This is a genomic window from Akkermansia biwaensis, assembly GCF_026072915.1.
Taxonomy (GTDB): Bacteria; Verrucomicrobiota; Verrucomicrobiia; order Verrucomicrobiales; family Akkermansiaceae; genus Akkermansia; species Akkermansia biwaensis.
The window spans coordinates 1,547,146-1,570,722 of sequence record NZ_AP025943.1 but is presented as its reverse complement, the minus strand read 5'-3'; the positions used below and the strand labels follow the sequence as shown (position 1 = coordinate 1,570,722).

Here is a 23,577-nt window from a genome sequence, read left to right as displayed (position 1 = left end):
CCGTTCCGGCTTTTCCAAGACCGTACACATTTCACTTTTTTATTTAACAGAAATCACCCATGGCTAATTCACGACAAATCGTCGCATTAAACGTAGGTTCCCAGCGAGTATCAATGGGCGTCTTTTCCAAGACGAATAAAAACGACCTCATCCTGGACCGCTACGCTACGCGTCTCATCGTACTGGATCCGTCCGCAGAAGGCATGCGCCTGGCAAAAGTGGGGGAGGCCGTCGCCGACCTCGTCCAGGAGCTCCGCGTCAAAGGCGGCGTTGCCAATTATTCCGTATCCGGACAGTCCGTTTTCATCCGCTTTGTCAAGCTTCCCGCCCTGGACGACACGGACGTTGAACAGCTCATCCGGTTTGAAGCCCAGCAGCATGTCCCCTTCCCGCTGGATGAAGTCGTCTGGGACTACCACCTCCTGCCGGCCCAAGGGCTGGAACGCGAGGCCGTCCTGGTCGCCATCAAGGCGGAAGACCTGGATTCCCTGAACGATGAAATCACCTCCCATGGACTTTCCACCGGCAAGGTGGACTGCACGCAGACCTCCCTGTACAACGCGTACGTGGACAGCTACCCGGAAGAGAAGGAGCCCGTCATGCTCATCGACATTGGCGCCAAATCGACCGACCTGATCTACAGCGAACAGGGCCGCTTTTTCACCCGCAGCATTTCCGCGGGCGGTATTTTCGTCACTTCCGCCATCGCTCGTGAATTCAACCTGTCCTTTGTGGAAGCCGAACGTCTGAAGATCACCAGCGGACTCGTTTCCATGAGCAACGGACAGACGGAAGGGCTGGACCCGGCCACGGCCAACCTGGCTACCATCATCCGCACGGCCATGACCAGGCTGGCTTCCGAAATCCAGCGCACGACCAACCACTACCGCGCCCAGATGAAGGGGAGCGCGCCCGTGAAGGCCTACTTGTGCGGCGGGGGCTCCTCCCTTCCGTACACCAAGGAATTCCTGGAAGACAAGCTGGGCATACCGATTTTCTTCTTCAACCCCATGCACAACGTGGGCGTAGGTTCCGGCGTGGACGTGAACACCATTTCCCGTGAAGCCTTCACCCTGGGCGGCATGATCGGAACGGCCATCAACGCCGTTGACCGAGCGTCCCTCAACATTGACCTGGAGCCCACCGCAGTGGCTAAAAAACGGGCCAACCAGAAGAAAATGCCCGCCATCATCACCGGGGCCGTCATCGCCGTACTCGGCGCGGCTGCCTATGCGGTCACGGGCTACATGGGTGTGGAAAAGGCCAAGCAGACCCTTTCCGGCGTATCCCCCACCGTCAGTTCCATCAAGTCCGAACAATCCGCCCTGCGCCTCAAGGAGCAGGAATTGAAGAAAATGGACGCCACCCTCGCCTCCTACCAGCAGCTGACTCTCCAGCGGTACGGCTATGCGGACATTATCAAACATCTTCTGGAACAGTCGGAACACAAGAATTACCCCTATTGGTTCACGGATTTTGAACCTGTGGCGCACTTCAATCCGGAGGACGCCACCCAGATCACGGGCTACTCCGTCATCAAGGACTCCTTCCTTTCCGACAAAAACACCTCCCTGGTGGAAAACATCAGGACGGAGACGGCCGCAAACTCCGCCAGTGATGAAGAGGAAAATGCCGTTTACAGCGTCAATGCCATCCGTCTGACCGGCCTCGCCAAACGATCCGACGGCGGCCAGAAGCTCATTCAGGACCTCCAGGCCAAAATGGATGCGAACAAGGATTCCCTATTCACATTCAAGAATGGAGACAGGAAACTCGAAGTCCGCCAGATCATGGAACTGGGCGCCAAGGACGCCAAGATAGACGCCGCGGCAGGGGCCTTCGTTCCCTTCAAGCTGGTGCTTCCGCTGAAAACGCCCATTCCCGTACATTTTAACAAGTAAGACTACCCAACCCCAACAAGATATATTTTATGAGCAATTGGATTACAGACAACAAGCCTGCCGCTATGGTAGCGGGCGTGGGGCTCCTCTTATTCCTTGGGCTGTCCGTGGCTGGGTACATGGCTAATTCCGAACGCAGTGACCTGGATAAGAAAATCAAGTCCGCTTCCCAGGAAATCAAGTCGGCCAACGCCGCGGCAATTACGCCGAGCCATACGTCCAACAAGGAGCTGGAAAAGGAATTGAACCGCTATGCCAAGGCCATCGGCAATCTGGAAACGGCATACAAGCCCTTCATGGCTTCCTCCGTGCTGGCTCCCACCACCCCCACGGCGTTCCAGAATGAGCTGAAGGCCTTCCGGGAATCCCTGATAGCCTCCTGCAAGGAAAAAAACATCCAGATTACGGATACTTCTTCCTGGCTTGGATTCCAGCTTTACAGCACCCAGGCTCCCTCCGTGCAGGCTACGCCCACGCTGACCTTTGAAATGAAGGCCATCAACAGCCTGGTCAACAAACTCACAGACTGCGGGCTGACCAAATTCATCAAGGTTTACCGTTCCCAGCTTCCCATTGAAAATCCGGCGCGGAACACGGAAGATGAGGAAGATTCAGACCAGAAGGCTCCCTGGACGGGCATGCCGCTGGAAATCGCCTTCCAGGGCGACCGGGGAAGCGTTCTGAAAGCCATGAACGCCATTACGGATTCCCAGGAATACCTGTTCACGGTCAATTCCATCAGAATACGCAACGAACGGATGATGCCGCCGCCCATCACCAATCCGGCAGCCGCACAGCCTGCCTCCGCACAGCCCCAGACGGGAGCGGCGAGCCTGACTCCGGCGGGGGAAGCGGCGGCTCCGGCCGAGCCCCCCATCCAGCAAATAATCAAGCCCTACATGGGCAAGGAACAAGTGATGGTCCAGGTTTCTCTGAACCTGGTTCACTTCGCACAGCCCAAGGCGCAGGAACCGTCTGAAGACTAATTACGGCAATCAATTCGCAGAAAACAATTTCACCATGTCTGAAAAACAAAACTACGACAAGATCCTGATGGTCTCCGGCATCGTTCTGGGCCTGGGGGTGGCCGCTTACGGCGCCTGGACCTTCATGAAGCTGGACGACCAGTACAAATTTACCACCCGTGTTTCGGAAAAACCCGTGGAACCGCCCTCCGGCATCAAGAAGGCGGAAACAGTCAACCAGGAAATCTCCGCTTCCCACGAACTCAAACCCATCGTCCAGGAAACCCAGGAATATGTGGGGTTCGTTGCCCCCAACCTCTGGATCAAGACGGGGGGGACGGAACCCTTCGATATCGTGTCCGGACCGCCCATTCACGGGAATATCCCCAATAAATGGTTCCTGGACAACGGGCTGGAAGACATTTTCATTTATTCGGATGTCTTGACCCGTGACCCGGACAACGACGGCTTTACCGTCCAGGAGGAATACGAGGCCAAAACGCATCCCAACGATCCCAACAGCCACCCGCCTCTCATCAACAAACTGTATGTGGACGAAATCAAGCAGTTCGGCTTTTACCTGGTCTTCTCACAGGCGGACGGCAACGATTTCACCTTCAAGGGGCAAAATCGCGCCAGACAGGACCTGTGGAGAAGCACCGTCCAGCTCAACGGCCAGTTCGGGGCCAGGAAGAACACGAATGAAAAGCCCAGGTTCGAGCTTGTCAGCGTGGCCAACAAGGAATTCAAGAATGAAAGCCTCAACATGGTGGAAACGGACCCCGAAGCGACCGTCAAGGATTTGAAGCCGACCAAGAACGGCCAAACCTACACGGTCAGAAGGGGAGCCAAGTATTTCATACCCATCATTGATAAGAAAGTAAACCTTACTATTGCCGCCGGTCCCAAACGGGATACCAGCTTTGAAGTAGAGGAAGGCGCCGACTTCCAGATACCCGGTGACACCAAGCAGACTTACACGCTGAAAACCGTTGATAATGCAACGCAAACCGTAACCATTGCCAACAAAACAACAGGAGAACAAACAACACTGAGCAAGAAAAAATAGACCCGGATTTTCACTTTTCTAAAAAAAAAGCTTCACAAATCCGAAAAACATGTAAAAAGAAGAACCTAACTATGGACCACGCACCACTTTATCAATCGAAGCGTTCTCTGATCGCGCTGATGGCCATTGCCGCGTCCTGCCCTTTTGCGCAGGCCGGTGAGGATTACGGCAGCGTCGGAGCCTCCAGCGCCTTGGGTACCTCCTATGCTGGATACTATGCTGCGGGCCAATCAGACGCGGCACGCCGCGCCATGGCACGCCGCGAGGCTCAAACCCAGGAAGCAATGCAGCTCCTTTCCGAAGGCCGTGAATTGTACCGCGAAGGCAAGTACAAGGAAGCCCTGGACAAATTCAATGCCGCCTACAGCACGCTGCCCGCCGCACCGGTCAACGACCAGCGCAGGCAAGCCATCGCCAACAACATTGGCGACGCCAGCATCGCCGTTGCGCAGGAATACATCAAGGTAGGCCGCTATGATGAAGCCGACAAGCTCCTCCAGGACGCCATCCGGCTCAATCCCAAGAAAGCCGCGCTTGCCAAACAGACGCTCGAATACATGAAGGACCCGATTCGCACGAATCCGGCGCTCACTCCCGAACACGTCAAGAACGTGGAAAAGGTGAACACCCTCCTTCACATGGCCTATGGTTACTATGACCTCGGCGAATATGATAAAGCCATCGCCGAATTCAACAAGGTTCTTACGATTGACCGCTACAACGTTGCGGCGCGCCGCGGCATGGAAACGGTAAACCGACGCAGGTCCGCCTATTACCGCGCTGCGTACGACGAAACCCGCAGCTCCATGCTGGCGGAAGTGGACCAGATCTGGGAACGCCCCATTCCGGTTGAAATTCCGGATGGCCCGGAGAATATCGGCCCTGGTCCCGACACCGGAGTCAGCGGCGCCACCGCCAACCTGATGAAGCTCAAGAGCATCATCATTCCCTCCGTTTCCTTTGAAGACACCACGGTGGAAGATGCCATCGACTACCTGCGCAGGAAGTCCGTGGAACTGGACCGTACCGGCGTAAACGGAGAACGCGGCATCAACTTTGTCATCAATGACGCCCAGCCCGTGGGCACCACTCCCGTGGCCACCGTTCCTGCGGATGATCCCGGCTTTGGTGAAGACGGCATGGAATCCACGGAACCCGCTCCGGTGGCGGCAGCTCCCCAGGAAAGCATCCGCACCCGCAAGATCGGCCAGTTGAAGCTCACCAACGTTCCGATGCTGGAAGTGCTCAACTTCATCTGCCGCAATGCTGGCCTGCGCCAGAAAGTGGAAGACTATGCCGTCACCATCCTTCCCGCCGGCGGCAATGACGTGGACCTGTACCAGCGTACATTCCCCGTGCCTCCCGGCTTCCTCCGTTCCCTGTCCAGTTCTCTGGGCGGCGGCGACGACGGTGGCGACACCGATCCCTTCGGAAGCGGCGACAGCTCCTCCTCCAGTATCAAGCCCCTGCCTTCCGCTTACAACCTGCTCAAGAAAGCCGGTGTGCAGTTCCCGGAAGGGGCATCCGCCATCTTCAGCGCCAGCAACGGTACCCTCATTGTCCGCAACACGCAGGGCAACCTGGACCTCATTGAACAGCTTATTGAGCAAACCCGCGGTGAATCCCAGCAGGTGCGCATCATGACCAAGTTCGTGGAAGTAACCCAGGAAAACACGGAAGAACTCGGCTTTGACTGGATTGTCACTCCGTTCTCCGTCAGCAATGACCGCAGCACCTTCCTGGGCGGCGGCACCAGCGAAGGTTCCGGACTCAATTCCAGCGATTTCACCCAGTCTCCCGGCGGCGTCAGCGGCTGGCCCGTAAACAGCACCAACACGGACTCACACGGAAACGGCCTGGTGAACGGCCTGGTGGGCGGCAACCGCACAGGCGACTTCGCCATCTCCAAGAACTCCGTGGACAACCTGCTCAACAGCACCAACCGTTCCGAAGCCACGCAGAAGAGCCCGGCTCCCGGCATCATGTCCCTCACGGGCATTTATGATGAAGGCTCCTTCCAGATGCTGATGCGCGGCCTGTCCCAGAAGAAGGGTTCCGACGTCCTCACCGCTCCGAGCGTTACCGCCAAGTCCGGCGAAACGGCCAAAATTGAGATCATCCGCGAATTCTGGTATCCCACCGAATACGAACCCCCGGAACTTCCCAACAACGTCAGCAGCTGGGGCGGCAACAACAACCGGAACAATATTCTGGACGATGTCCTCAATAACAATCCGGCCCAGGTGACCAGCTTCCCCGTCACTCCCGCCACTCCCGGCGTGTTTGAAATGAAGCCCGTCGGCGTTACCCTGGAAGTGGTGCCCACCATCGCGGAGAACAAGTACATCATTGACTTGAGCTTCAAGCCCAGCATCGTGGAATTTGAAGGCTTCGTGAACTACGGCAGCCCGATTCAATCCACCGGCGTGGGTTCCGACGGCAAGCCGATGTCTCTGACCCTGACGGAAAACCGCATTGAGCAGCCGATCTTCTCCAAGCGTTCCGTTGAAACGTCCCTGTTCATCTACGACGGCCACACCGTGGCAATCGGTGGTTTGATCACGGAAAACGTCCAGACGGTGGAAGACAAGGTGCCTATCTTTGGCGACCTGCCCCTCGTCGGCCGCTTCTTCCGCAGCAACTCCGACAACCACATCAAGAAAAATCTGATGATCTTCGTGACCGGTCAGATCATTGATGCCACCGGCCAGCCTGTCCGCGGGAATTCCCTCCCGACGACTGCCGCCGGCGCGGAAAACGCGTTGCCGTCCACTGAAGGAGGCCTGTTGCCTCCTATTATGTAGTCAGCGTGCATAAAGTCCATACCGGAGCGGGTGAAAGGGTGACCTTTCACCCGCTCTTTGCATCCCAACCTGACGTCTTTCCCACTTTGCTCATCATGAAAACACTGGTCGTCACCGGCGGAATCGCCACAGGCAAATCCACAGCCATCCGCCTGCTCATGGAAATGGGCGCACCGCATCTGCGCCTGTTTGACTGTGATGCGGAAGCAGGCAGACTGCTGGACAGCGGCCTTCTGAAAGACGCCCTTATCCGGGCGTTCGGCCCCGGCAGCGTGGACGGCGCGGGACGGGCGGACAGACATTTCCTGAGAGAGCTGGTCTTCCGCAATCCGGAAAGCAGAAAAATTCTGGAAGGACTTATTCATCCCCTGCTGCACCAAGAATGTCTTGCGCAAATGCAGGCGGCGCGGCAGAATGCGGCGGTAAACGGGTTTGTCATTGACGTGCCGCTGTTTTTTGAAACATCGGCGCGCTACCATCAGGATGCCGTATGCGTGGTAGCCGTTTCCCGGGAAACGCAAAAGGCTCGCCTAGCCCTCAGGAACGGATTCCGCGAGGATATGATTGAGGCTATTCTGGCCGCCCAGCATCCCATTATGGGAAAGGTGGCCAAAGCCGATTTCGTGATCTGGAACGAAGGCCCCCCCTCCCTGCTCCAACAACAAACCCAAAGATTTCATCAACACTTTTTCCATGACTGAAGAACGCGAAAACAAGCCGCTCCCCGACGAAGAAATTCCCCAGGCCGACTCCGCACAGAACGCGCCCGCTCCGGAACAGGCTCTTCCGGTCCTGCTCCCCGCCCCGGCGGAAGAGAGCGCTCCGGACGTGCCGTCCACCCCGGAATCCGCGCAGGAGGAACCGGAATCCCGGCCCATTCTGGAACAGATCGACATCAACGAACTGCGCCGGCGGCCCCTGAACGACCTCCAGGAAATGGCGGAAACCCTCCCCATCCGGAACTCCTCCTCCCTCACCAAGTCACAGCTTGTGTTCGAACTGGGCAGGCAGCTTCTCGCCAAGGGCCATGAAGTAGTCGTCTCCGGTGTCATGGAGCAGGCCAAGGACAATTACGCCATGCTGAGGGATCCGGTCAAAAGTTTCCGCACATCCCCGGACGATATTTACCTGGGCGGCAACCTGATCAAGCCCCTGCATCTGCGCGTGGGCCAGTTGATCAAGGTCAGGCTGCGCAAGCTGAGGCCCCATGACAAATACCTCTCCGCCTCCGCCGTCATCAGCGTGGAAGGCATTCCCGCGGAAGAATACAGGGCGTCCCAGGATTTTGAACGCCTCACCCCCCTCTTCCCCAAGGAACGCCTGCTGCTGGAAAACAAGGAGGTCAATTCAGCGGCCATGCGCGTGCTGGACCTGATGACGCCCTTCGGCAAAGGGCAGCGCGGACTCATCGTGGCGCCTCCCCGCGGCGGCAAGACCGTTCTTCTGAAAACGATCGCGCGCTCCATCAGGGCCAACTATCCCCAGGTGGAACTGATCGTTCTTCTTCTGGACGAACGCCCGGAGGAAGTGACCGATTTTGAAGAGACCGTGGACGCCCCGGTTTATGCCTCCACCTTTGACGAACCTTCCCGCCGCCATGCCCAGGTCTCCGACCTCGTCATCGAACGCGCCAAGCGCCTGGTGGAAATGGGCCGGGACGTCGTGATCCTGCTGGACTCCCTGACCCGCCTGGCACGCGGCTACAATGCCAATCAAACGGGCGGCCGCATCATGTCCGGCGGTCTCGGCTCCAATGCCCTGGAAAAACCCCGCAAATTCTTTTCCGCCGCGCGCAATGTGGAGGAAGGCGGCAGCCTGACCATCATCGCTACCTGCCTGGTGGACACGGAATCCAGGATGGACGAAGTGATCTTCGAGGAGTTCAAGGGTACGGGCAATCTGGAAATCCGCCTGGACAGGGAACTTTCCGAACGGCGCATTTATCCGGCCATTTCCCTTTCCCAAAGCGGCACCCGCAATGACGACAGGCTGTATAACGAACAGGAGTTCGTCAAAATCATGCAGCTCCGCCGCCAGCTTGCCATAAAACCCGGCTGGGAGGGTCTTCAGGCCCTGCTGCAAAATATTTCCAAAACCCAGAACAACGCGGAGCTGCTTCTGACCGGCCTGCGTTAAAACCCAGCATCACGGGCTTTTCATTCCTCCAGCCTCCGTGCCGCACCCGGCACGGAGGCTTTTTGATGAATCAAGGGCAAAAATGAGGAAAAAACCTTCATCCCTTCCTGCCCGGATTCCATGCTGCCGCTTGCTGCAGATGAACAGCGGGAGAACAGGAAAAGGCATGAATTCCCGTCACACGGCCCTCAAGTTGCCATGTCTGCCAAAGTCACGCCGGAAGGGACAGGAAAGCCGCCTTTATTCCTTTCCCTGCCGGGTTTTTACGCGGAAAATGCGCATGGAGTTGCCGACGGCAAGCAGGCAAACGCCCACGTCCGCCATCACGGCGGCCCACATGCCGGCCAGGCCCAGAATACCGAGAACCATGACCAATATCTTGATTCCCAGAATCATGACGATGTTCTGCACAATGATGCGCTCCGTTGCCATGGAAAGGCGGATGGCTTCCGGGACGGATACGGGATCACCTTTCATCAGCACCACGTCCGCCGCCTGAAGGGCGGCATCCGATCCCACTCCACCCATGGCGATGCCTATGTCCGCCCCGGCCAGGGACGGCGCGTCATTCATGCCGTCCCCCACAAAGGCTACCAGGCCATCTACGCCTTTCAACTCCTGGATATGCTCCAGTTTCTCCGCCGGCATCAGGCCGCTGAATACTTCATCCAGTCCCAGCCTGTCCCCCACTTCCCTACCGGCGGAGGAAGAATCCCCCGTCAGCATGACCAGCCTGTTTACGCCCAAATCCCTCAATTCCCTGACGGCCAGGGCCGCTCCGGGCTTCACCTGGTCGGACATGCGCAGACGCCCCAGCAGCACTCCGTCCAGGGCCACGTAAATCGTGGCACCGCGTTCCTCCAGGTCATCGACCGCCACACCGGCATCCTTCAAAAATGTCTTCTTGCCCGCCAGAACGGACCTGCCCTCCACCCGGGCGGAAACGCCTCCGCCCGTCATTTCCACCATATCCGCCACACGCTCCGGAAACAGGGCGCCTCCATACGCTTTCACAATGGAACGGCCCAGAGGATGGGAAGCGGCGCTTTCCGCGTGGGCCGCCCAGTACAGCAGGCTTTCCGGGGATACCCCGGCGCACGGCAGAACTTCATCCACGGCAAACACGCCTTCCGTCAGCGTCCCCGTCTTGTCAAACACCACGGTCTTTACCTTGCGCAGCGCATCCAGATAGCTGCTGCCCTTCACCAGGATTCCGTTGCGCGCCGCCCGGCCTATCCCGGCAAAGAAACCCAGGGGGACGGACAGCACTAGGGCGCACGGACAGGAAATCACCAGCAGCACCAGGGCGCGGAAAAGGCCGTCTCCCCAGCTTCCGCCAGTCACAAAGGGGTAGCACAGAAACACCAGGACGGCAATGGCGATAACCAGCGGCGTATAAATGCGGGAAAACCTGCTCAGCCTTCCCTCAATGCGGGACTTATTGCCGGAAGCGGCTTCCACCAGTTCCTGCACCCGCGCCAGGGCGGAGTGCTTCCAGTCACGGTCCGTGCGCACGTACAGTACGCCCTGGCCGTTGATGTATCCGGCCATGACGGAGGTTCCCTCCCCCGCCTCCACCGGCAGGGATTCCCCGGTCATGGCGGAAGTGTCCAGCACGGAATGGCCGCCCACGATCACGCCGTCCAGAGGGATGCGCTCCCCGGCCCTCACTTCAATCAGGGTACCCGGCTCCACCTCCGCCGGAGGGAGGTCCCGGACGATGCCGTCCTCTTTCACATGTACCGCATCCGGCCTCAATTTCATCAGTTCCCTGACGGAACGGCGGGAACTCCCCACGGCGCGCTCCTGGAGGTATTCCCCCACCCGGTAAAAAAGCATTACCCCCACGGCCTCGGAATAATCCCCCAGGAACATGGCTCCCAGGGAAGCGATGCTCATCAGGAAGTTTTCATCCATGGCGCGCCCGTGCCTCAGTCCGATAAAAGCCGTTTTCAAGACATCCCACCCGATCAGCAGATAGGCTCCCGCATACGCCGCCAAGCCGAACCAGGTATCGCCCCCCGCCACCAGAGCCGCGGCAAACAGGGCTATCCCCAGGATGGCGGGCACGGGCCTGATTGCCCCTTCCGTTCCGCAGGAACCTCCCGAGCAGCAACACCCGGTCCCGCAGGACATTTCTTCAAAAGCGTGTTCGTGGGAATGTTCCTTGCTCATGGTCTGTTCCGCTTGTACGCCCGCTCCGCCGCTATGGCAAGCCTCTTGTTAGTTATGCCTAACACAAGGTTTGCCAGCATTATTCCCGTTTGAACCTTTCCAGAACGCCATGCCCCAGGAATTCGTCCATGGCCATGGCGCCGGCTCCCAGCAGCCCGGCTTCCGAGCCGAACCGGGCAGGCAGGATCACCAGATCCTCCATCAGCAGCGGGAACATCTGGGCCCTGAGATTGGCCAGCAAGGACTTCATCAGCAAGTCCCCGGCCTTGGCCACGCCGCCGCCAATGATGAAGGCGTCCGGCACCAGCGTGTACATCAGGTTCATGATCAGGCAGGCCAGTATTTCCGCGGTATCCTCCCACAATTGCAGGGCCACGGGGCACCCGGCGCGGGCGGCGACGTCCAGGTCCCGCGGAGTGCATTCGTCCACCTTTTTGTCAATGCCCGCTCCCGCATACCGTCTGACGGCCTCCGCCGCCAATTCATTGTTGCCGATGTATTCCTCAATGGCGCCGCGGTTGCCGAAGGGCCCCGTCTTCCCCTGGTAATGAATACTCGTCTGCCCGAACTCCGCTGCGGAAATCCGCCTGCCCCGCAGGATGCGGTCGTGCAGCACGATGCCGCCCCCTATGCCCGTTCCCATGGTGAGGCACACCAGGCTGGACATGCCGCGGCCGGCCCCCAGCTTCCATTCCGCATAGGCCATGCAGTTGGCGTCGTTGTCCAGCACGACGGGAAGCCCCACCGCGCGCTCCATCATTTCCTTGACCGGGATTTCATGGTCCCACACCTTCACGTTGGTAAGCTGGTAGAGCACCCCCTTGTAATAGTCGCACCATCCCGGCATGCCCATCCCCATCACGCAGGCGGTGGGAAATTGCTCGCGCAGGCCCAGTGCCGTCGCGACCATGGCGTCAATGATCGCCTGGGGGCTTTCAAACATGGTGGTTGGAATGCGGTCGGCAGTTGCCAGAATGCGGTCGCCCGCCGTGACGCCCATCTTGATGCTGGTTCCGCCAAAGTCCACGGCCAGTGCGCAGGGTTCTGAAAAGCTCATGGTTCATACTTATGCCAGCATCCCCCCGGAATCAACGCAAAAACGCATTCGCGCCCATCCCATTCCGTCCTAGGACCAACTTCTTGTATATAGTACAATAAACATCCATTAAAAAGGGCTTGCCAGACGGCCTTCGCCCAGTTCATGATAAACGCCGCAATGATGGAAATGCCCGGTTCGGACGAGTGGTTCATGCGCCAAGCGATGAAGGAAGCCAGAAAAGCCCTGGCCAGGGGGGAAGTGCCCATCGGAGCCGTCGTGGTCAGGGACGGCCATGTGATCGCCCGCGGCTGGAACCAGGTGGAAACGCTCAAGGACGCCACGGCGCATGCGGAAATGATCGCCCTGACGGCCGCCCAGGAAGCCCTGGGGGACTGGCGGCTGGAAGGCTGCACCCTGTACGTCACCAAGGAGCCGTGCCCCATGTGCGCGGGAGCCATCGTGCACTGCCGCCCGGACCGTGTGGTATTCGGCTGTCCGGACGCCAAGACGGGAGCCGCCGGAGGGTGGATCAACCTCCTGGACTCCAATCCCCCCCTCAACCACAGGTGCGAGGTGCAGTCCGGAGTGCTGGGGGAGGAATGCCTGTACCACCTGCAGCAATTTTTCCGGGAGGCCCGCCTGCTGGCCAGGGAGAAAAGGAAACAAGCCGGAGAACTTCCCTCCTCCCCGCAGGAGGATGGCGGGAAAGCCCCCGAATAAACCACTTTGCATTTGCCAAAAAGGCCGACTCACGGCAAGCTAACGGTTCTATGGAACCCCGGCACGACAACGAAACTACGGGCGACACGGAACGCAAGCCCTCCTGGATCAAGGTACGCCTGCCCAACGGCAGGGAATTCTGGGACGTCAAGCAGCTCGTGGAAGGCAAAAACCTGTTTACCGTCTGCGAGGAAGCCCACTGCCCCAACCGTTACGAATGTTGGAACCAGGGCACGGCCACGTTCATGATCGCCGGGGAGCGCTGCACGCGCGCCTGCGCCTATTGCGCCGTCAAGACGGCCAAACCCTTCCCTCTTGATCCGGAAGAACCCCGCCATGTGGCGGACGCCGTCGTGCATATGAAGTTGCGCCACGCCGTCATCACCATGGTGACCCGGGACGACCTGCCGGACGGCGCGGCCGCCCACTTTGCCGAGGTCATCCGCGCCGTCAGAAAAGTCAGCCCGTCCACCATCATTGAAGTCCTGGCTTCAGACCTGAATGAAAAAGCCGCCTCCATCCAGACGCTGATGGCTGCGCGCCCGCACATTTTCGGCCACAATCTGGAAACGGTGGAACGCCTTACCCCCATCGTGCGCTTCCGTGCCCAGTACCGCCGCTCCCTGCGCGTCCTGAAAATGGCGCTGGACTGCGTAAACGGGAAAGTGGCGACCAAGAGCGGTATCATGCTGGGCCTGGGAGAAACGGAGGACGAGCTGTTCCAGTCCATGGACGATCTGCTGGAACACGGTGTCACGGTGCTGACCCTGGGCCAGTATCTGCGGCCCACGCGTAACCACCTGCCGGTGGTCCGGTACATCCATCCGGACGACTTCGCGCGGTATGAGGAAATAGCCCGCGCCAAAGGGTTCAGGCATGTGGCGTCCGGCCCGCTTGTCCGCAGTTCCTACCACGCCGCCAATTTCAAACCGGAGGCGGACGTTCTGGAAGCCATCAACGAAGATTTGAGAAAGGCGGGAGAACTTTAGAATAAATCTTGATTTCCTTCGTCCACTCTTTACCATACAACCAATTCCTGCAACCGCGAATCTTATGAGTAAAACACGTTCCTTCCTCCAGGCCGGAGCCATTCTGGGCGGCACCGTCATCGTGACGGCCGCCGTCGCCCCGCTGTTCCTGCCCAATCAGAACACGAAAGATTTGACGTCCGCCGAAGCGGCGGAAATTACCGCCCATACCATGGATACCAAGTGCGCGGACTGCCACAGGCCCGGCACCGAGGTTCCGGGACTGGTGAACACCCTTTCCGGCGGCCTTCTCGCCCGCCACATGAGGGACGGCCAGCGCAGCTACAACATGGAGGAACCGCTCTCCGCCGTCACCCTCTCCAAACTGGAGCACGTGCTCCAGACCGGCTCCATGCCCCCCACCTCCTATACCATGGTTCACTGGGGCAGCACGCTCACTCCCCTGGAAAAAGCGGCCATGCAGAAGTGGATCAGGGACGAGCGCCTGAAGATCTTCGGCGACATGGTGGGCGAGGAATACGCCATTTCCCCCATCGCACCCATCCCGGACAAGCTGCCCGCAGACCCGGCCAAGGTGGAATTGGGCTACAAGCTGTTCCATGACGTACGGCTCTCCACGGACAATACCGTTTCCTGCGCAACCTGCCATTCCCTGGAAAAGGCAGGCACGGACAACCTGGCCACTTCCACGGGCGTACGCGGCCAGAAGGGCGGCATCAACGCTCCCACAGTCTTTAACGCCGCCTTCCACACCAAGCAGTTCTGGGACGGCCGCGCCGCCAACCTCCAGGAACAGGCCGGCGGTCCTCCCCTGAACCCCGTGGAAATGGGTTACGAACACCCGGACGACTGGAACAAAATAGCCGCCAAGCTGAATGCGGACACCGCCTTTGCCGCGGAGTTCAAGAAGGTCTATCCCCAGGGGTTCACCGGAGAAACTATCACCAACGCCATCGCGGAATATGAAAAAACCCTCATTACGCCGAACAGCCCGTTCGACCGCTACTTGAAGGGTGATGAAAACGCCATCAGCGAGAACGCCAAGAAGGGCTACCGCCTGTTCCTCAAGCTGGGCTGCCAAACGTGCCACACCGGTCCCGCCATGGGCGGCCAATCCTTTGAATACGCCGACCTCAAGGGCGACTTCTTCGGTGGCCGCGCCAAGACCAACGACGACAACGGCCTGATGAACTTCACCAAGAAGGAAACGGACAAGCACAGATTCCGCGTTCCCACCCTTCGCAACGTGGAGCTCACCTGGCCCTACATGCACGACGCCTCCGCCCAGACGCTGGAAGAAGCCATTACCAAAATGTACCACTACCAGCTTGGTTACGACAAGCTGGACAAAACCGAAGTGCGTCTGCTGGTCGCCTTCCTGAAAACCTTGACGGGTGAATATCAGGGCAAGCCCGTCCGGGGTGAAGTATGCCCCGCTCCGTAAGGACCTCTTCCCTCTTTTCCAGCCGCGCCATGAATCGTTCATGGCGCGGCTTTTTTGTTTTCCCGTGCCTCGGAAAACAGGCAGGAGAGCCAGCCGCCGACGTTTCCTGCCCGTAAATGAGAATCGTTCTTAATTTACCCTTTAATTCAAATCTTGTCGGACTTAGTTTTAACTAATGTATAAAACTCTAATAATGAATCAATAAAAAAAATTCATAGTGAAACGGACATATAATATCATTGACTTGTTGTTTGTTAAGACTAACTTTCGTTTCGGATTTGATTCAAAAACATATCATGCCACTCTCCATGCTCAATATCGGCGATATCCGCCACGTCAACAAGATTCACGGCAAGAACGACACCAGGCACTTTCTGGAAAGCCTGGGGTTCGTAGCCGGTACCACGGTCTCCGTCGTCTCGGAATGCGACGGGAACCTGATCGTCAACATCAAGGAATCCAGGATAGCACTCAGCAAATTGCTTGCCAGCAAGATTTTCGTCTCCTGAATTCACATTCCATTCACCACGCACCATCTATGACAACGCAACGTACACTACGGGATGCAGCCATCGGGGATACGGTCACCGTCAGCAAGCTGTCCGGGGCAGGCCACATTAAAAGGCGCATCATGGATATGGGGGTAACCAAAGGCACGCAACTCTTCATCCGCAAAGTAGCGCCCCTGGGAGATCCCATTGAAGTCACCGTCCGCGGCTACGAACTTTCCATCCGCAAATCGGAAGCCGAAAACATTCACATCAGCTAATACCTTCTTCCGCCGCACGTTTCCTGACCTGACAGCAAGACGTCGGATATTCCCATCTCAAGATACAAGGAAACATCCATGGACAACATAACTATCGCTCTTGCCGGCAACCCCAACTGCGGCAAAACCACGCTTTTCAACGCGCTGACAGGCGCCAGCCAATACGTGGGCAACTGGCCCGGCGTGACGGTCGAACGCAAAGCCGGAAAGCTGAACGAGTACCCGGAAATTGAGGTTCAGGACCTTCCGGGCATTTATTCCCTTTCCCCCTACACTCTGGAAGAAGTCATCAGCCGCGACTACCTGGTCCGGGACGAACCGTCCGTTATCGTCGACCTGGTGGACGCGACGAATCTGGAACGCAATCTTTACCTGACTACCCAGCTTCAGGAGCTGGGACGCCCCATCATCGTCGCCCTCAACATGGCGGACTTGATGGCCAGAAGGGGCATCACCATTGACAAGGCCAGGCTGTCCCAAGCGCTCCACTGCCAGGTAGTGGAAATAAGCGCCCTCAAGGGAACCGGGATCAAGGAACTGGTAGAGCTGGCCGTCAAAACGGCCAAAAACCCGGAAGCCAGCCCGGCGCAGCCCGTCCGTTTCGACGATACGGTGGAAAAAGCCCTTTCCCGGATTGCGGAATACCTTTCCTGCGATCCGGATTTGAAGCGCTGGTACGCCATCAAGCTTTTCGAACGGGACCCGAAGGTCGTGGAACATCTCCATCTGGACGGGCAGGCTTCCCAGGCCATCGAGCAAATCATCATTTCCGTGGAAGAAGAAATGGATGACGACAGCGAAAGCATCATCACCAGTGAACGGTACACCGCCATTGCCGCCATCGTCAAGGAAAGCCAGACCAAGAAACACATGGGGCTTTCCGTCAGCGACAAGATAGACAGGATCGTCACCCACCGCATTCTGGCCCTTCCCATTTTCTTCCTGGTCATGTGGGCCGTTTACTATCTTTCCATCAATACGGTGGGCGACTGGGGCACGGGCTGGGCCAACGACACCTTCTTCGGGGAAATCGTCGGCCCCTGGGTGGACGGCTTCATCGGCACGGCCCCGGCAGGGATCGGCCTGGTGGCCTTCATTGCCGTCATTCTCTCCATGATCATGCTGTTCCCGCTTCTCCTGCGCCGGCTGCACGACCTGAATCTCAAGGGGGCATGGATGTATCTGACCATCATTCCCTTTATTCTGGCGTTCATCGTGATGCCCAACGTTGAGGAGGAAGAGGCTTCCGAAGAAAACACCGTGCCCATGGAAGCTCCCGCCGCCATCCCCGCCGACTCCCAAAGCACGGCAGCGGAAGAAGGGGAAACCTCCAATGCTCACACTGCCGTTGCCACAGCAGCCGACGCTCCCGCCGGAGAAGCGGCGGAACCGGCGGAAGAAGGAGAGAAAAGCGATGAAGGAGCCGTCATCGGCACCCTTTCCTCCATCATGGAATTTTACGATTCCTGCGTGAAAGGCCTGACCTCCGCACTGGGAGCCGTTCTCCTGTTCCTCTACAAGCCCCTGATGTGGGTACTGGCTGCGGCCAACGCCGCTCTTCTGGCTCTCTGCCTGTTCAAGCCCGGCGCCAGGAACAAGAACGAATTCGGACCCGTTCCGGACAAGTCCCCCTTCTCCCGCAAGAATCTGGCCCACATTTTCTCCCTTAAAGGGCGCACGGGCGTCGCCTCCTTCTGGGTGCAGTACATCGTGCTCTCCCTCGTCTCCTTCGGCATAGCGCTGCTCGGGACGCTCGCGCTGAACTGCGACCACAAGCTGGTGGACTTCGTCCAGAACGCCATTGTCAACGGGGTGGGCGCCGTGCTCGGCTTCCTGCCTCAAATGGCGGTGCTTTTCCTCTGCATGGCCATCCTTGAAGACTGCGGGTACATGGCGCGCGTAGCGTTCGTCATGGACCGGATTTTCCGCAAATTCGGCCTTTCCGGAAAGTCCTTCATCCCCATGCTCGTTTCCATGGGTTGCGGCGTTCCCGGCATCATGGCCACCCGCACGATTGAAAACGAGAAGGACCGCCGCATGACGATCATCCTGACGACCAATATGCCCTGCGGGGCCAAAATCCCGATCATTGCCGTGCTGGCCTTCGCCTTCTTTCCGGAAGACACGGGCCTCGTCACCACCAGCGCCTACTTCATCGGCTTGGCTTCCATCATCGTCTCCGGCATTATCCTGAAAAAAAGTTCCCTCTTTGCCGGGGACCCCGCGCCCTTCGTGATGGAGCTCCCCGCCTACCATACTCCGGCGGTTTCCAACGTCAGCCTTCGGGCGATCGAACGATGCAAGGCGTTCGTCCAAAAGGCAGGTACGGTTATTTTCCTTGCCTGCGCCCTCATCTGGTTCCTTCAGAGCCATGACTGGAGCATGACCTATCTGGATGAAGACCATGCCGAAGCCACCGCCTCCACGGAGGAAGGTTCCGCCACTCTCCCCATTGAAAAGAGCATGCTGGCGGGCATCGGCGGCGCGGTCTCCCCCGTGTTTGCCCCCCTGGGGTGGGCGCAAGCGGGAAATGACGTGCGCGACTGGAAGCCCACGGTAGCCACGATTACGGGCCTGATCGCCAAGGAAAACGTGGTAGCCACCATGAGCATGCTGTACAGCACAGACATTGAAGAAGAGGAGGAGGAAGCCCCGGCGGAACCGGAATTCAGCCTCTTCACACAGGGCAACGCTCTCAGCGCCCTGACAGTAGCCGCCCTGGACACATGGAATTCCAGCCGGACCCGGGAAGAAGCCGCCTCCGTTCCGGAAGGGGAAGCTCCGGCATCCGCCGCCGATGAACCGTCCGGCAGCGAACAAGCTTCCGCCGCGGCTGAAGAAGAAGCGCTTGATGAAGAGGCTCAGGAAGAAAAAGCCACCGCCGGGGTGCTCCGTGCCGCCAATGCACTGGGGGGCGACTCCATCGTGGCATTCTCCTTCCTCCTCTTCAACCTGCTGTGCGCTCCGTGCTTTGCGGCCATGGGCGCTATGCGCCGGGAAATGAACAGCGCCAAATGGACATGGTTCGCCATTCTCTGGCTCTGTGGCTGGGCCTATTACGTGGCCTTCCTGGTGTACCAGCTGGGCATCCTTGTCCGAGACGGCACGTTCGGCACGGGACAGGTCGTCGCCCTGATCGGCCTGGTGGGAGGCCTTTACCTGATCTTCCGCAAAGCGGCCCCCAAGAAATCAATCCATTAATTCCTATTCATCATGGCTACATATATCATCGGAACCCTGATTTTCCTGGCATTCTGCTATGCCATTTACCGCACCTTTTTCTCCAAGGGGAAATCGTGCTGCGGCGGTTGCTCCGGCTGCTGCCGGTCAAAGGCTCCCTCCTCTGACGGGGAAACCGGCAACAAGCATTCGTGCCATTGCGGTGACCATCACGGCCACCATTAACAGCCTATGAAGTCAGGCGCATCTTCAAGGGTGCGCTTCTCCCGAAAGCCTCCGGAAGATGTTCCGGGGGCTTTTGAATTCAAGGCAGGTCTTCCGCCCCAAATGCTACCCCGGAAGGACAAAAAAGCATTCCCCTGCGAAAAGTCCGCCGGGCAAGCGCCGCCGTCCCGTTTCCGGCAATCTCACATCCAGCCGTGTTCGTAGGCCATCACGGCCACAACTACCATCGCAATGAACAGGAACACGAACCACATGACATTGTGGTGGTGACGGTATTCCACGGCAACCAAGGGTTCCCATTCCTTTTCCACAAAGGAGAAATCGTCCCCGTTCGCAAAACGGTCATACAGCGTTTCCAGCTCTTTTCCCGTCACCCCTTCCGGAGCAGCGAATACGGGCGGACAGCAACCATCCGTCTTGAACACGATTTCACAGTGGTAAATGCCTTCCATTTCCTTATAGGACTGGAGGCAGGCTCCATCGCGGGCGCACACCACATGGCCGGTCGTCCCTTCCTGAAGGCGGCGCAGAGCGGTATCGCGGTCGGTCACTTCGTTATTTGAAATTTCCCATTGCACCTTACTCATTCTGTCAGTTTAGAACGCTTTCCGTGCAAGTCAACATGGTTTTGAACGGTTCGGAACGCCGGAAACGTCATTAATTGTCATAAATCCGCCCGTCCGCAACGTGCTGTCCCTAACATTCTTTTCCATGTTTAATTCACCTAACTTATTGTTAGTCAAACCAAAGAACTTTCAACAGCCCGGCTCCGGTGCTACTCTAACCATCAGCGGCCACAACCAGCCGCGAATAATACGATGATGAACAAGTACGCATTAATCATGATGGGAGCCGGCTGTCTGCTCGCGGCCGCCTGCCAAGCCGCCTCCGTCCGTACGGAACCCGTCCGGAAAGCGCCGGCCGCGGCTTCCGCGGAGGGCCGGTCCTCCGCGGCCCCGGCCGACCAGCAGGACAGGAAAGCCCAGGAACACAGGCGTTTCAAGCGCCTCTCGCTTCCTTTGAGATAACACAGCAAATAAGCAACGCCGCACCCCCTACCTGATTGAGAATGCGACGTTGCCAGGTCATGCAGACCTCTTCAATGCCGGTGCATGCGGGAATCCGCATTCCACATGCAGGGCGGCAGGGAAGCTGGAACCGTTACCGTGGTTTCACAGGCGTGCGGGCACGGCAGCCTAAAAAGTAATCACGCACTGAACGGAAAGGATGTTGGCGGAATTGACGTCATCCCGCCCAGAGGGATTCTTCACGTACTGGTAGGAGGGCTGGATCAGGCAGTACGGCGTGATGGAAAAGCTGTACGTGCATTCCAGAATCATTTCCCGGTCGTGTCCCGGACGCGTTTCCGCAAGCGTATCGGAATCCGGCTTGCTTACGGAAAAACCGACGCCGAAGAAGTTGCCGTCCGCCTCTTTCATACCGGTCATGACTTCAAGCGGTTTCTTGAACACCACCCCGGCGGAAGCCTGGGCTTCCGCCCCGCAGATGTTGCCTGATTCCGCACTGCTCCACCCGGCGCGGGCGAACAGGGCGAAGGGGCTGCTGCCCAGGTCCTGTTCCAGGTTGAACGCCACGCCGCCGTGGTTCCTGCCGGCAGCGTGGAACATGAAGGGCTGCAGACGGTAGGTACCGGTGCCGATGCCGAAGGCCTTTTCATGCGTCCAGCCGATTTCGCCAAGCAGGTTGAAGGATTTTCCCGTCGTGTTGTGGAAGGGGTTGCGCCGCGGCTCATTGTCCATCATGTTGCCGCCTATCTGGAGGAACCAGTTGTCATTGAACTGGTACTGGCCCACGAAACCGAAGTTGGAGTCGCCCAGCGGAAGCACCTGGTTGTTGACGAAGGGAGCCCCGCCGAACTGGCCGAAGGTAGTGTTGGCATACGTGTTGGCGTCAAAGTAGTTGGTCTGGTTGATCATGCCGCCCATGATGACGAGCCGGCCGTCCAGGAAACCCTGGGAAACGAGCAGTTCCGGCAGGTAGAAATAACCGTCTTCAAAAACGTCGCAATTGGCCGGGCCGCTAGCTCCCCAGGAATCGTCCAGGGTGGTGCGGTGGGTGTGCCTGTTGAGGGCCACGGAGCCGGAAAGCTCACTCTTGATCCAGGTGCCCTGGTGGCGGCCGGACTTGAACAATTGCAGCCCGGCCTGGGCGTGCAGCTTGTACCAGCTCTGGCTGGAACCGGAAGTCTCTTCATTGGGGGCGGCGTGATGGCCCTTGGTATAGAGGAACGCCTGTTCCAGCAGGAACTGGAATCCCGCCTTTTCATAAGCTCCCTTGTGCAGATCCGTGAGGGCACGGGTGAGCGCATCGTTCGGGATGGGCGTGCTTTCGTCGCCGTACTCGTCTCCGAACAGATCGATATCGTCCAAAATGGACCCTTTGCCTTCAGCCTCCTCCACGGCCGGAGCGGCGGCGGGAGTGGCTACGGATGCCGTACCGGCCATGCACAAGCCGGAGCAGGCGAACAGGGCGGGTATCATGTAGCTTTTCTTCATAGTAATGCTGTATTTTGAGTCTTCCTCGTCATTGGCAGATGTTCAGCCCTGCCCGGAACCGGAGGAATATTCCTGTTTCCGGTCTGCGGAGGACCGTGTTTCCACGTTTTTGCCGCATGCGCCCCTACAGAATAGGCAGTCTCCGCAGAGCAGGAGGTACCGGGGACGCCGGACCAGCAGGCCGGCAAACTTCCAGTACCGGCAGGCCCGGTGAAGGAAACGGTGATATCCTGTATAAGTCAGGTTCATGCAACGGCCATAAGTTAGTTAAATCTAACTTTCAAGTCAATTCTTTTTCTCAAGTTTGATTCGTCTGTTGAATAAATTTCTTTACTCAGGAGAAAACATAATTTACTTATTGTAAATAATTTATTTTCTATCAGAAATATATTTTCCTCCACCGGAAAAAATTAGTTCAGACTAATTCCACCAAGCCGGGAAAGAAGAATCCGCCACACAAATTCCCTCCGATCATTTGTTTTCCGCAGGCATCAGCACATCTCCGGCGGCCAGCCGGCTCCCCGCGCCTCCCACCACCGGCCGCCTCACCAACAAGAACTCCGGGGCTTTATTTCCGGCATCAACCTTTCCCTGATTCTTCCAGGCGTTTCCGGATTCATGGCGCCGGTCCTGCAGGCATTCTTTTACAACGCCTTCACACTTTACGCCAGCGCACCCGGCGCCAGGCCATGTCTGGCTGCTCTCCAGGCCGGGGAACGCGTGATCCCGCAGAAAGGGATATATTCACGCCCACCACACGAACAAAACGGCTCTTTTTGCGGGAAACCTCCTTTTTCATGGGAGCCTCTCCGGCAATGCCGTTCATCACTTCCCGCATTTCCGGACATGGTCCGTGAGCAACTGGAATCTGGAAATTTCCTCCAGAGACATGATGTGCTCAATGCCGCAGGCCACTTCATCCGCGCGCGGTTCTTCCATATGAAGCACCGTCATCAAGAATTCCTTGACCATGGTATGGCAGGAGATCACGCGGTCGGCTTCATGGCGGCCGGATTTGGTCAAGACAATGGGAGAATACTGCGTATATTCCACTAAGCCACGTTCCTTCAACTGCTTCATGGCCAGGGAGACGGACGGTTTTTTCACGTTCAGGGCCTCCGCAATCTCCCCGACGGTGGCACATCCTTTTTCCAGTTCAATATTGCGCACGGCTTCAATATAGTCTTCCAAGCTGTTACTCAATTCGGGGAAGGCATTCTTTTTATTCATCATCTCAAAATTATTAGATTTACCTAACACAACAATACTTTAAGTTTCAATGAAGTCAATTTCTTCCCGGAGAAATATTAGCTCAGCCAAACTTTTTTTCTTGCAAACACAGTTAGTTTATACTAACTTTTGCATATGGTCAGCCCGATCCCGGAAAAAAACCAAGGGCGGAAACGCTCCTCCGGTTCTCCCAACGGAACCGGCAGTTTCTTCTCCCGCCTTTTTTCCCCTGCACGCTTCTGCTGCTGCCGGGAATGCACACAGAAGTGCTGCGGAAAGGCCTGCACGCCTTCCCGGGAGGAAGCGCAGGAACGGCCAGCCCCTTTGGGGAACGCGTCCAAAAACTGTATGGACTAGTCATCCGGTGCTCTAACACATTATCGCCAAATCCGGACGCGTTCCCCTTCCTTTTTCC

19 protein-coding genes are annotated in these 23,577 nt (G+C 57.8%); 14 read left to right on the top strand and 5 right to left on the bottom strand.

The genetic code is table 11. The annotated features are described in order from the left end of the window. Nucleotides 1-59 precede the first annotated feature (59 nt). From mul2B to rho, 6 genes are all read left to right on the top strand, one after another. Nucleotides 60-1,901: an Amuc_1101 family PilM-like pilus complex protein gene (gene mul2B / locus OQH67_RS06430; RefSeq protein ID WP_082770028.1), complete on the top strand. Its 1,842-nt coding sequence runs from the start codon at nt 60-62 to the stop codon at nt 1,899-1,901. 29 nt (nt 1,902-1,930) lie between these two features. Then, complete coding sequence (locus OQH67_RS06425) at nt 1,931-2,887, top strand: Amuc_1100 family pilus-like protein (RefSeq protein WP_215434161.1); 957 nt, start codon at nt 1,931-1,933, stop codon at nt 2,885-2,887. A 34-nt stretch (nt 2,888-2,921) separates the two neighbouring features. Then, nucleotides 2,922-3,935 (top strand): Amuc_1099 family pilus-like system protein, encoded by a 1,014-nt coding sequence (locus OQH67_RS06420; RefSeq protein ID WP_067570598.1) that lies wholly within the window; start codon nt 2,922-2,924, stop codon nt 3,933-3,935. A 71-nt stretch (nt 3,936-4,006) separates the two neighbouring features. Beyond that, a complete protein-coding gene (locus OQH67_RS06415) occupies nt 4,007-6,739 on the top strand; it encodes an Amuc_1098 family type IV pilus outer membrane protein (protein WP_215434163.1) in 2,733 nt (910 codons plus the stop codon). Between the two features lie 95 nt (nt 6,740-6,834). Then, a complete protein-coding gene (gene coaE / locus OQH67_RS06410) occupies nt 6,835-7,440 on the top strand; it encodes a dephospho-CoA kinase (protein WP_215434165.1) in 606 nt (201 codons plus the stop codon). Continuing rightward, on the top strand, nt 7,433-8,875 hold the full coding sequence (rho, locus tag OQH67_RS06405) for a transcription termination factor Rho (protein ID WP_215434167.1): 1,443 nt from the start codon (nt 7,433-7,435) through the stop codon (nt 8,873-8,875). The genes coaE and rho overlap by 8 nt, the downstream gene beginning before the upstream one ends. Nucleotides 8,876-9,115: 240 nt before the next feature. Here rho and OQH67_RS06400 read toward each other — a convergent pair whose 3' ends face one another. Together OQH67_RS06400 and OQH67_RS06395 are read right to left on the bottom strand one after the other, a co-directional pair. Continuing rightward, entirely contained in the window at nt 9,116-11,050 is a 1,935-nt protein-coding gene (locus OQH67_RS06400; RefSeq protein ID WP_215434169.1) for a heavy metal translocating P-type ATPase, read from the bottom strand. Between the two features lie 79 nt (nt 11,051-11,129). Further along, nucleotides 11,130-12,107: an ROK family protein gene (locus OQH67_RS06395; protein WP_067570606.1), complete on the bottom strand. Its 978-nt coding sequence runs from the start codon at nt 12,105-12,107 to the stop codon at nt 11,130-11,132. Nucleotides 12,108-12,251: 144 nt separating this feature from the next. Here OQH67_RS06395 and tadA point away from each other — a divergent pair, with 144 nt between their 5' ends. From tadA to OQH67_RS06360, 7 genes are all read left to right on the top strand, one after another. Continuing rightward, nucleotides 12,252-12,809: a tRNA adenosine(34) deaminase TadA gene (gene tadA / locus OQH67_RS06390; protein ID WP_082770030.1), complete on the top strand. Its 558-nt coding sequence runs from the start codon at nt 12,252-12,254 to the stop codon at nt 12,807-12,809. Then, nucleotides 12,710-13,798 (top strand): lipoyl synthase, encoded by a 1,089-nt coding sequence (gene lipA / locus OQH67_RS06385; protein WP_336296851.1) that lies wholly within the window; start codon nt 12,710-12,712, stop codon nt 13,796-13,798. The genes tadA and lipA overlap by 100 nt, the downstream gene beginning before the upstream one ends. 64 nt (nt 13,799-13,862) lie before the next feature. Then, nucleotides 13,863-15,242, top strand: coding sequence for a cytochrome c peroxidase (locus OQH67_RS06380; protein ID WP_067570610.1), 1,380 nt, complete (start codon nt 13,863-13,865; stop codon nt 15,240-15,242). Between the two features lie 296 nt (nt 15,243-15,538). Further along, nucleotides 15,539-15,751, top strand: coding sequence for a FeoA family protein (locus OQH67_RS06375; RefSeq protein ID WP_197457112.1), 213 nt, complete (start codon nt 15,539-15,541; stop codon nt 15,749-15,751). Between the two features lie 29 nt (nt 15,752-15,780). Continuing rightward, nucleotides 15,781-16,011 (top strand): FeoA family protein, encoded by a 231-nt coding sequence (locus OQH67_RS06370; protein ID WP_215434171.1) that lies wholly within the window; start codon nt 15,781-15,783, stop codon nt 16,009-16,011. 78 nt (nt 16,012-16,089) lie between these two features. Then, nucleotides 16,090-19,212 (top strand): ferrous iron transporter B, encoded by a 3,123-nt coding sequence (locus OQH67_RS06365; RefSeq protein ID WP_251828188.1) that lies wholly within the window; start codon nt 16,090-16,092, stop codon nt 19,210-19,212. A gap of 12 nt (nt 19,213-19,224) precedes the next feature. Then, nucleotides 19,225-19,416, top strand: coding sequence for a FeoB-associated Cys-rich membrane protein (locus OQH67_RS06360; protein ID WP_067570616.1), 192 nt, complete (start codon nt 19,225-19,227; stop codon nt 19,414-19,416). A 182-nt stretch (nt 19,417-19,598) separates the two neighbouring features. Here the strand turns inward: OQH67_RS06360 and OQH67_RS06355 are convergent, their stop codons facing one another. Further along, nucleotides 19,599-20,003: a hypothetical protein gene (locus OQH67_RS06355; RefSeq protein WP_067570618.1), complete on the bottom strand. Its 405-nt coding sequence runs from the start codon at nt 20,001-20,003 to the stop codon at nt 19,599-19,601. 231 nt (nt 20,004-20,234) lie between these two features. On the opposite strand from OQH67_RS06355, the gene OQH67_RS06350 reads away from it, so the two are divergent. Beyond that, complete coding sequence (locus OQH67_RS06350) at nt 20,235-20,444, top strand: hypothetical protein (protein ID WP_215434173.1); 210 nt, start codon at nt 20,235-20,237, stop codon at nt 20,442-20,444. Nucleotides 20,445-20,612: 168 nt separating this feature from the next. Here OQH67_RS06350 and OQH67_RS06345 read toward each other — a convergent pair whose 3' ends face one another. Both OQH67_RS06345 and OQH67_RS06340 read right to left on the bottom strand, forming a co-directional pair. Continuing rightward, nucleotides 20,613-21,932, bottom strand: coding sequence for a carbohydrate porin (locus OQH67_RS06345; RefSeq protein WP_215434175.1), 1,320 nt, complete (start codon nt 21,930-21,932; stop codon nt 20,613-20,615). A gap of 825 nt (nt 21,933-22,757) precedes the next feature. Further along, nucleotides 22,758-23,135: a metal-dependent transcriptional regulator gene (locus OQH67_RS06340; protein ID WP_215459042.1), complete on the bottom strand. Its 378-nt coding sequence runs from the start codon at nt 23,133-23,135 to the stop codon at nt 22,758-22,760. Nucleotides 23,136-23,577 lie beyond the last annotated feature (442 nt).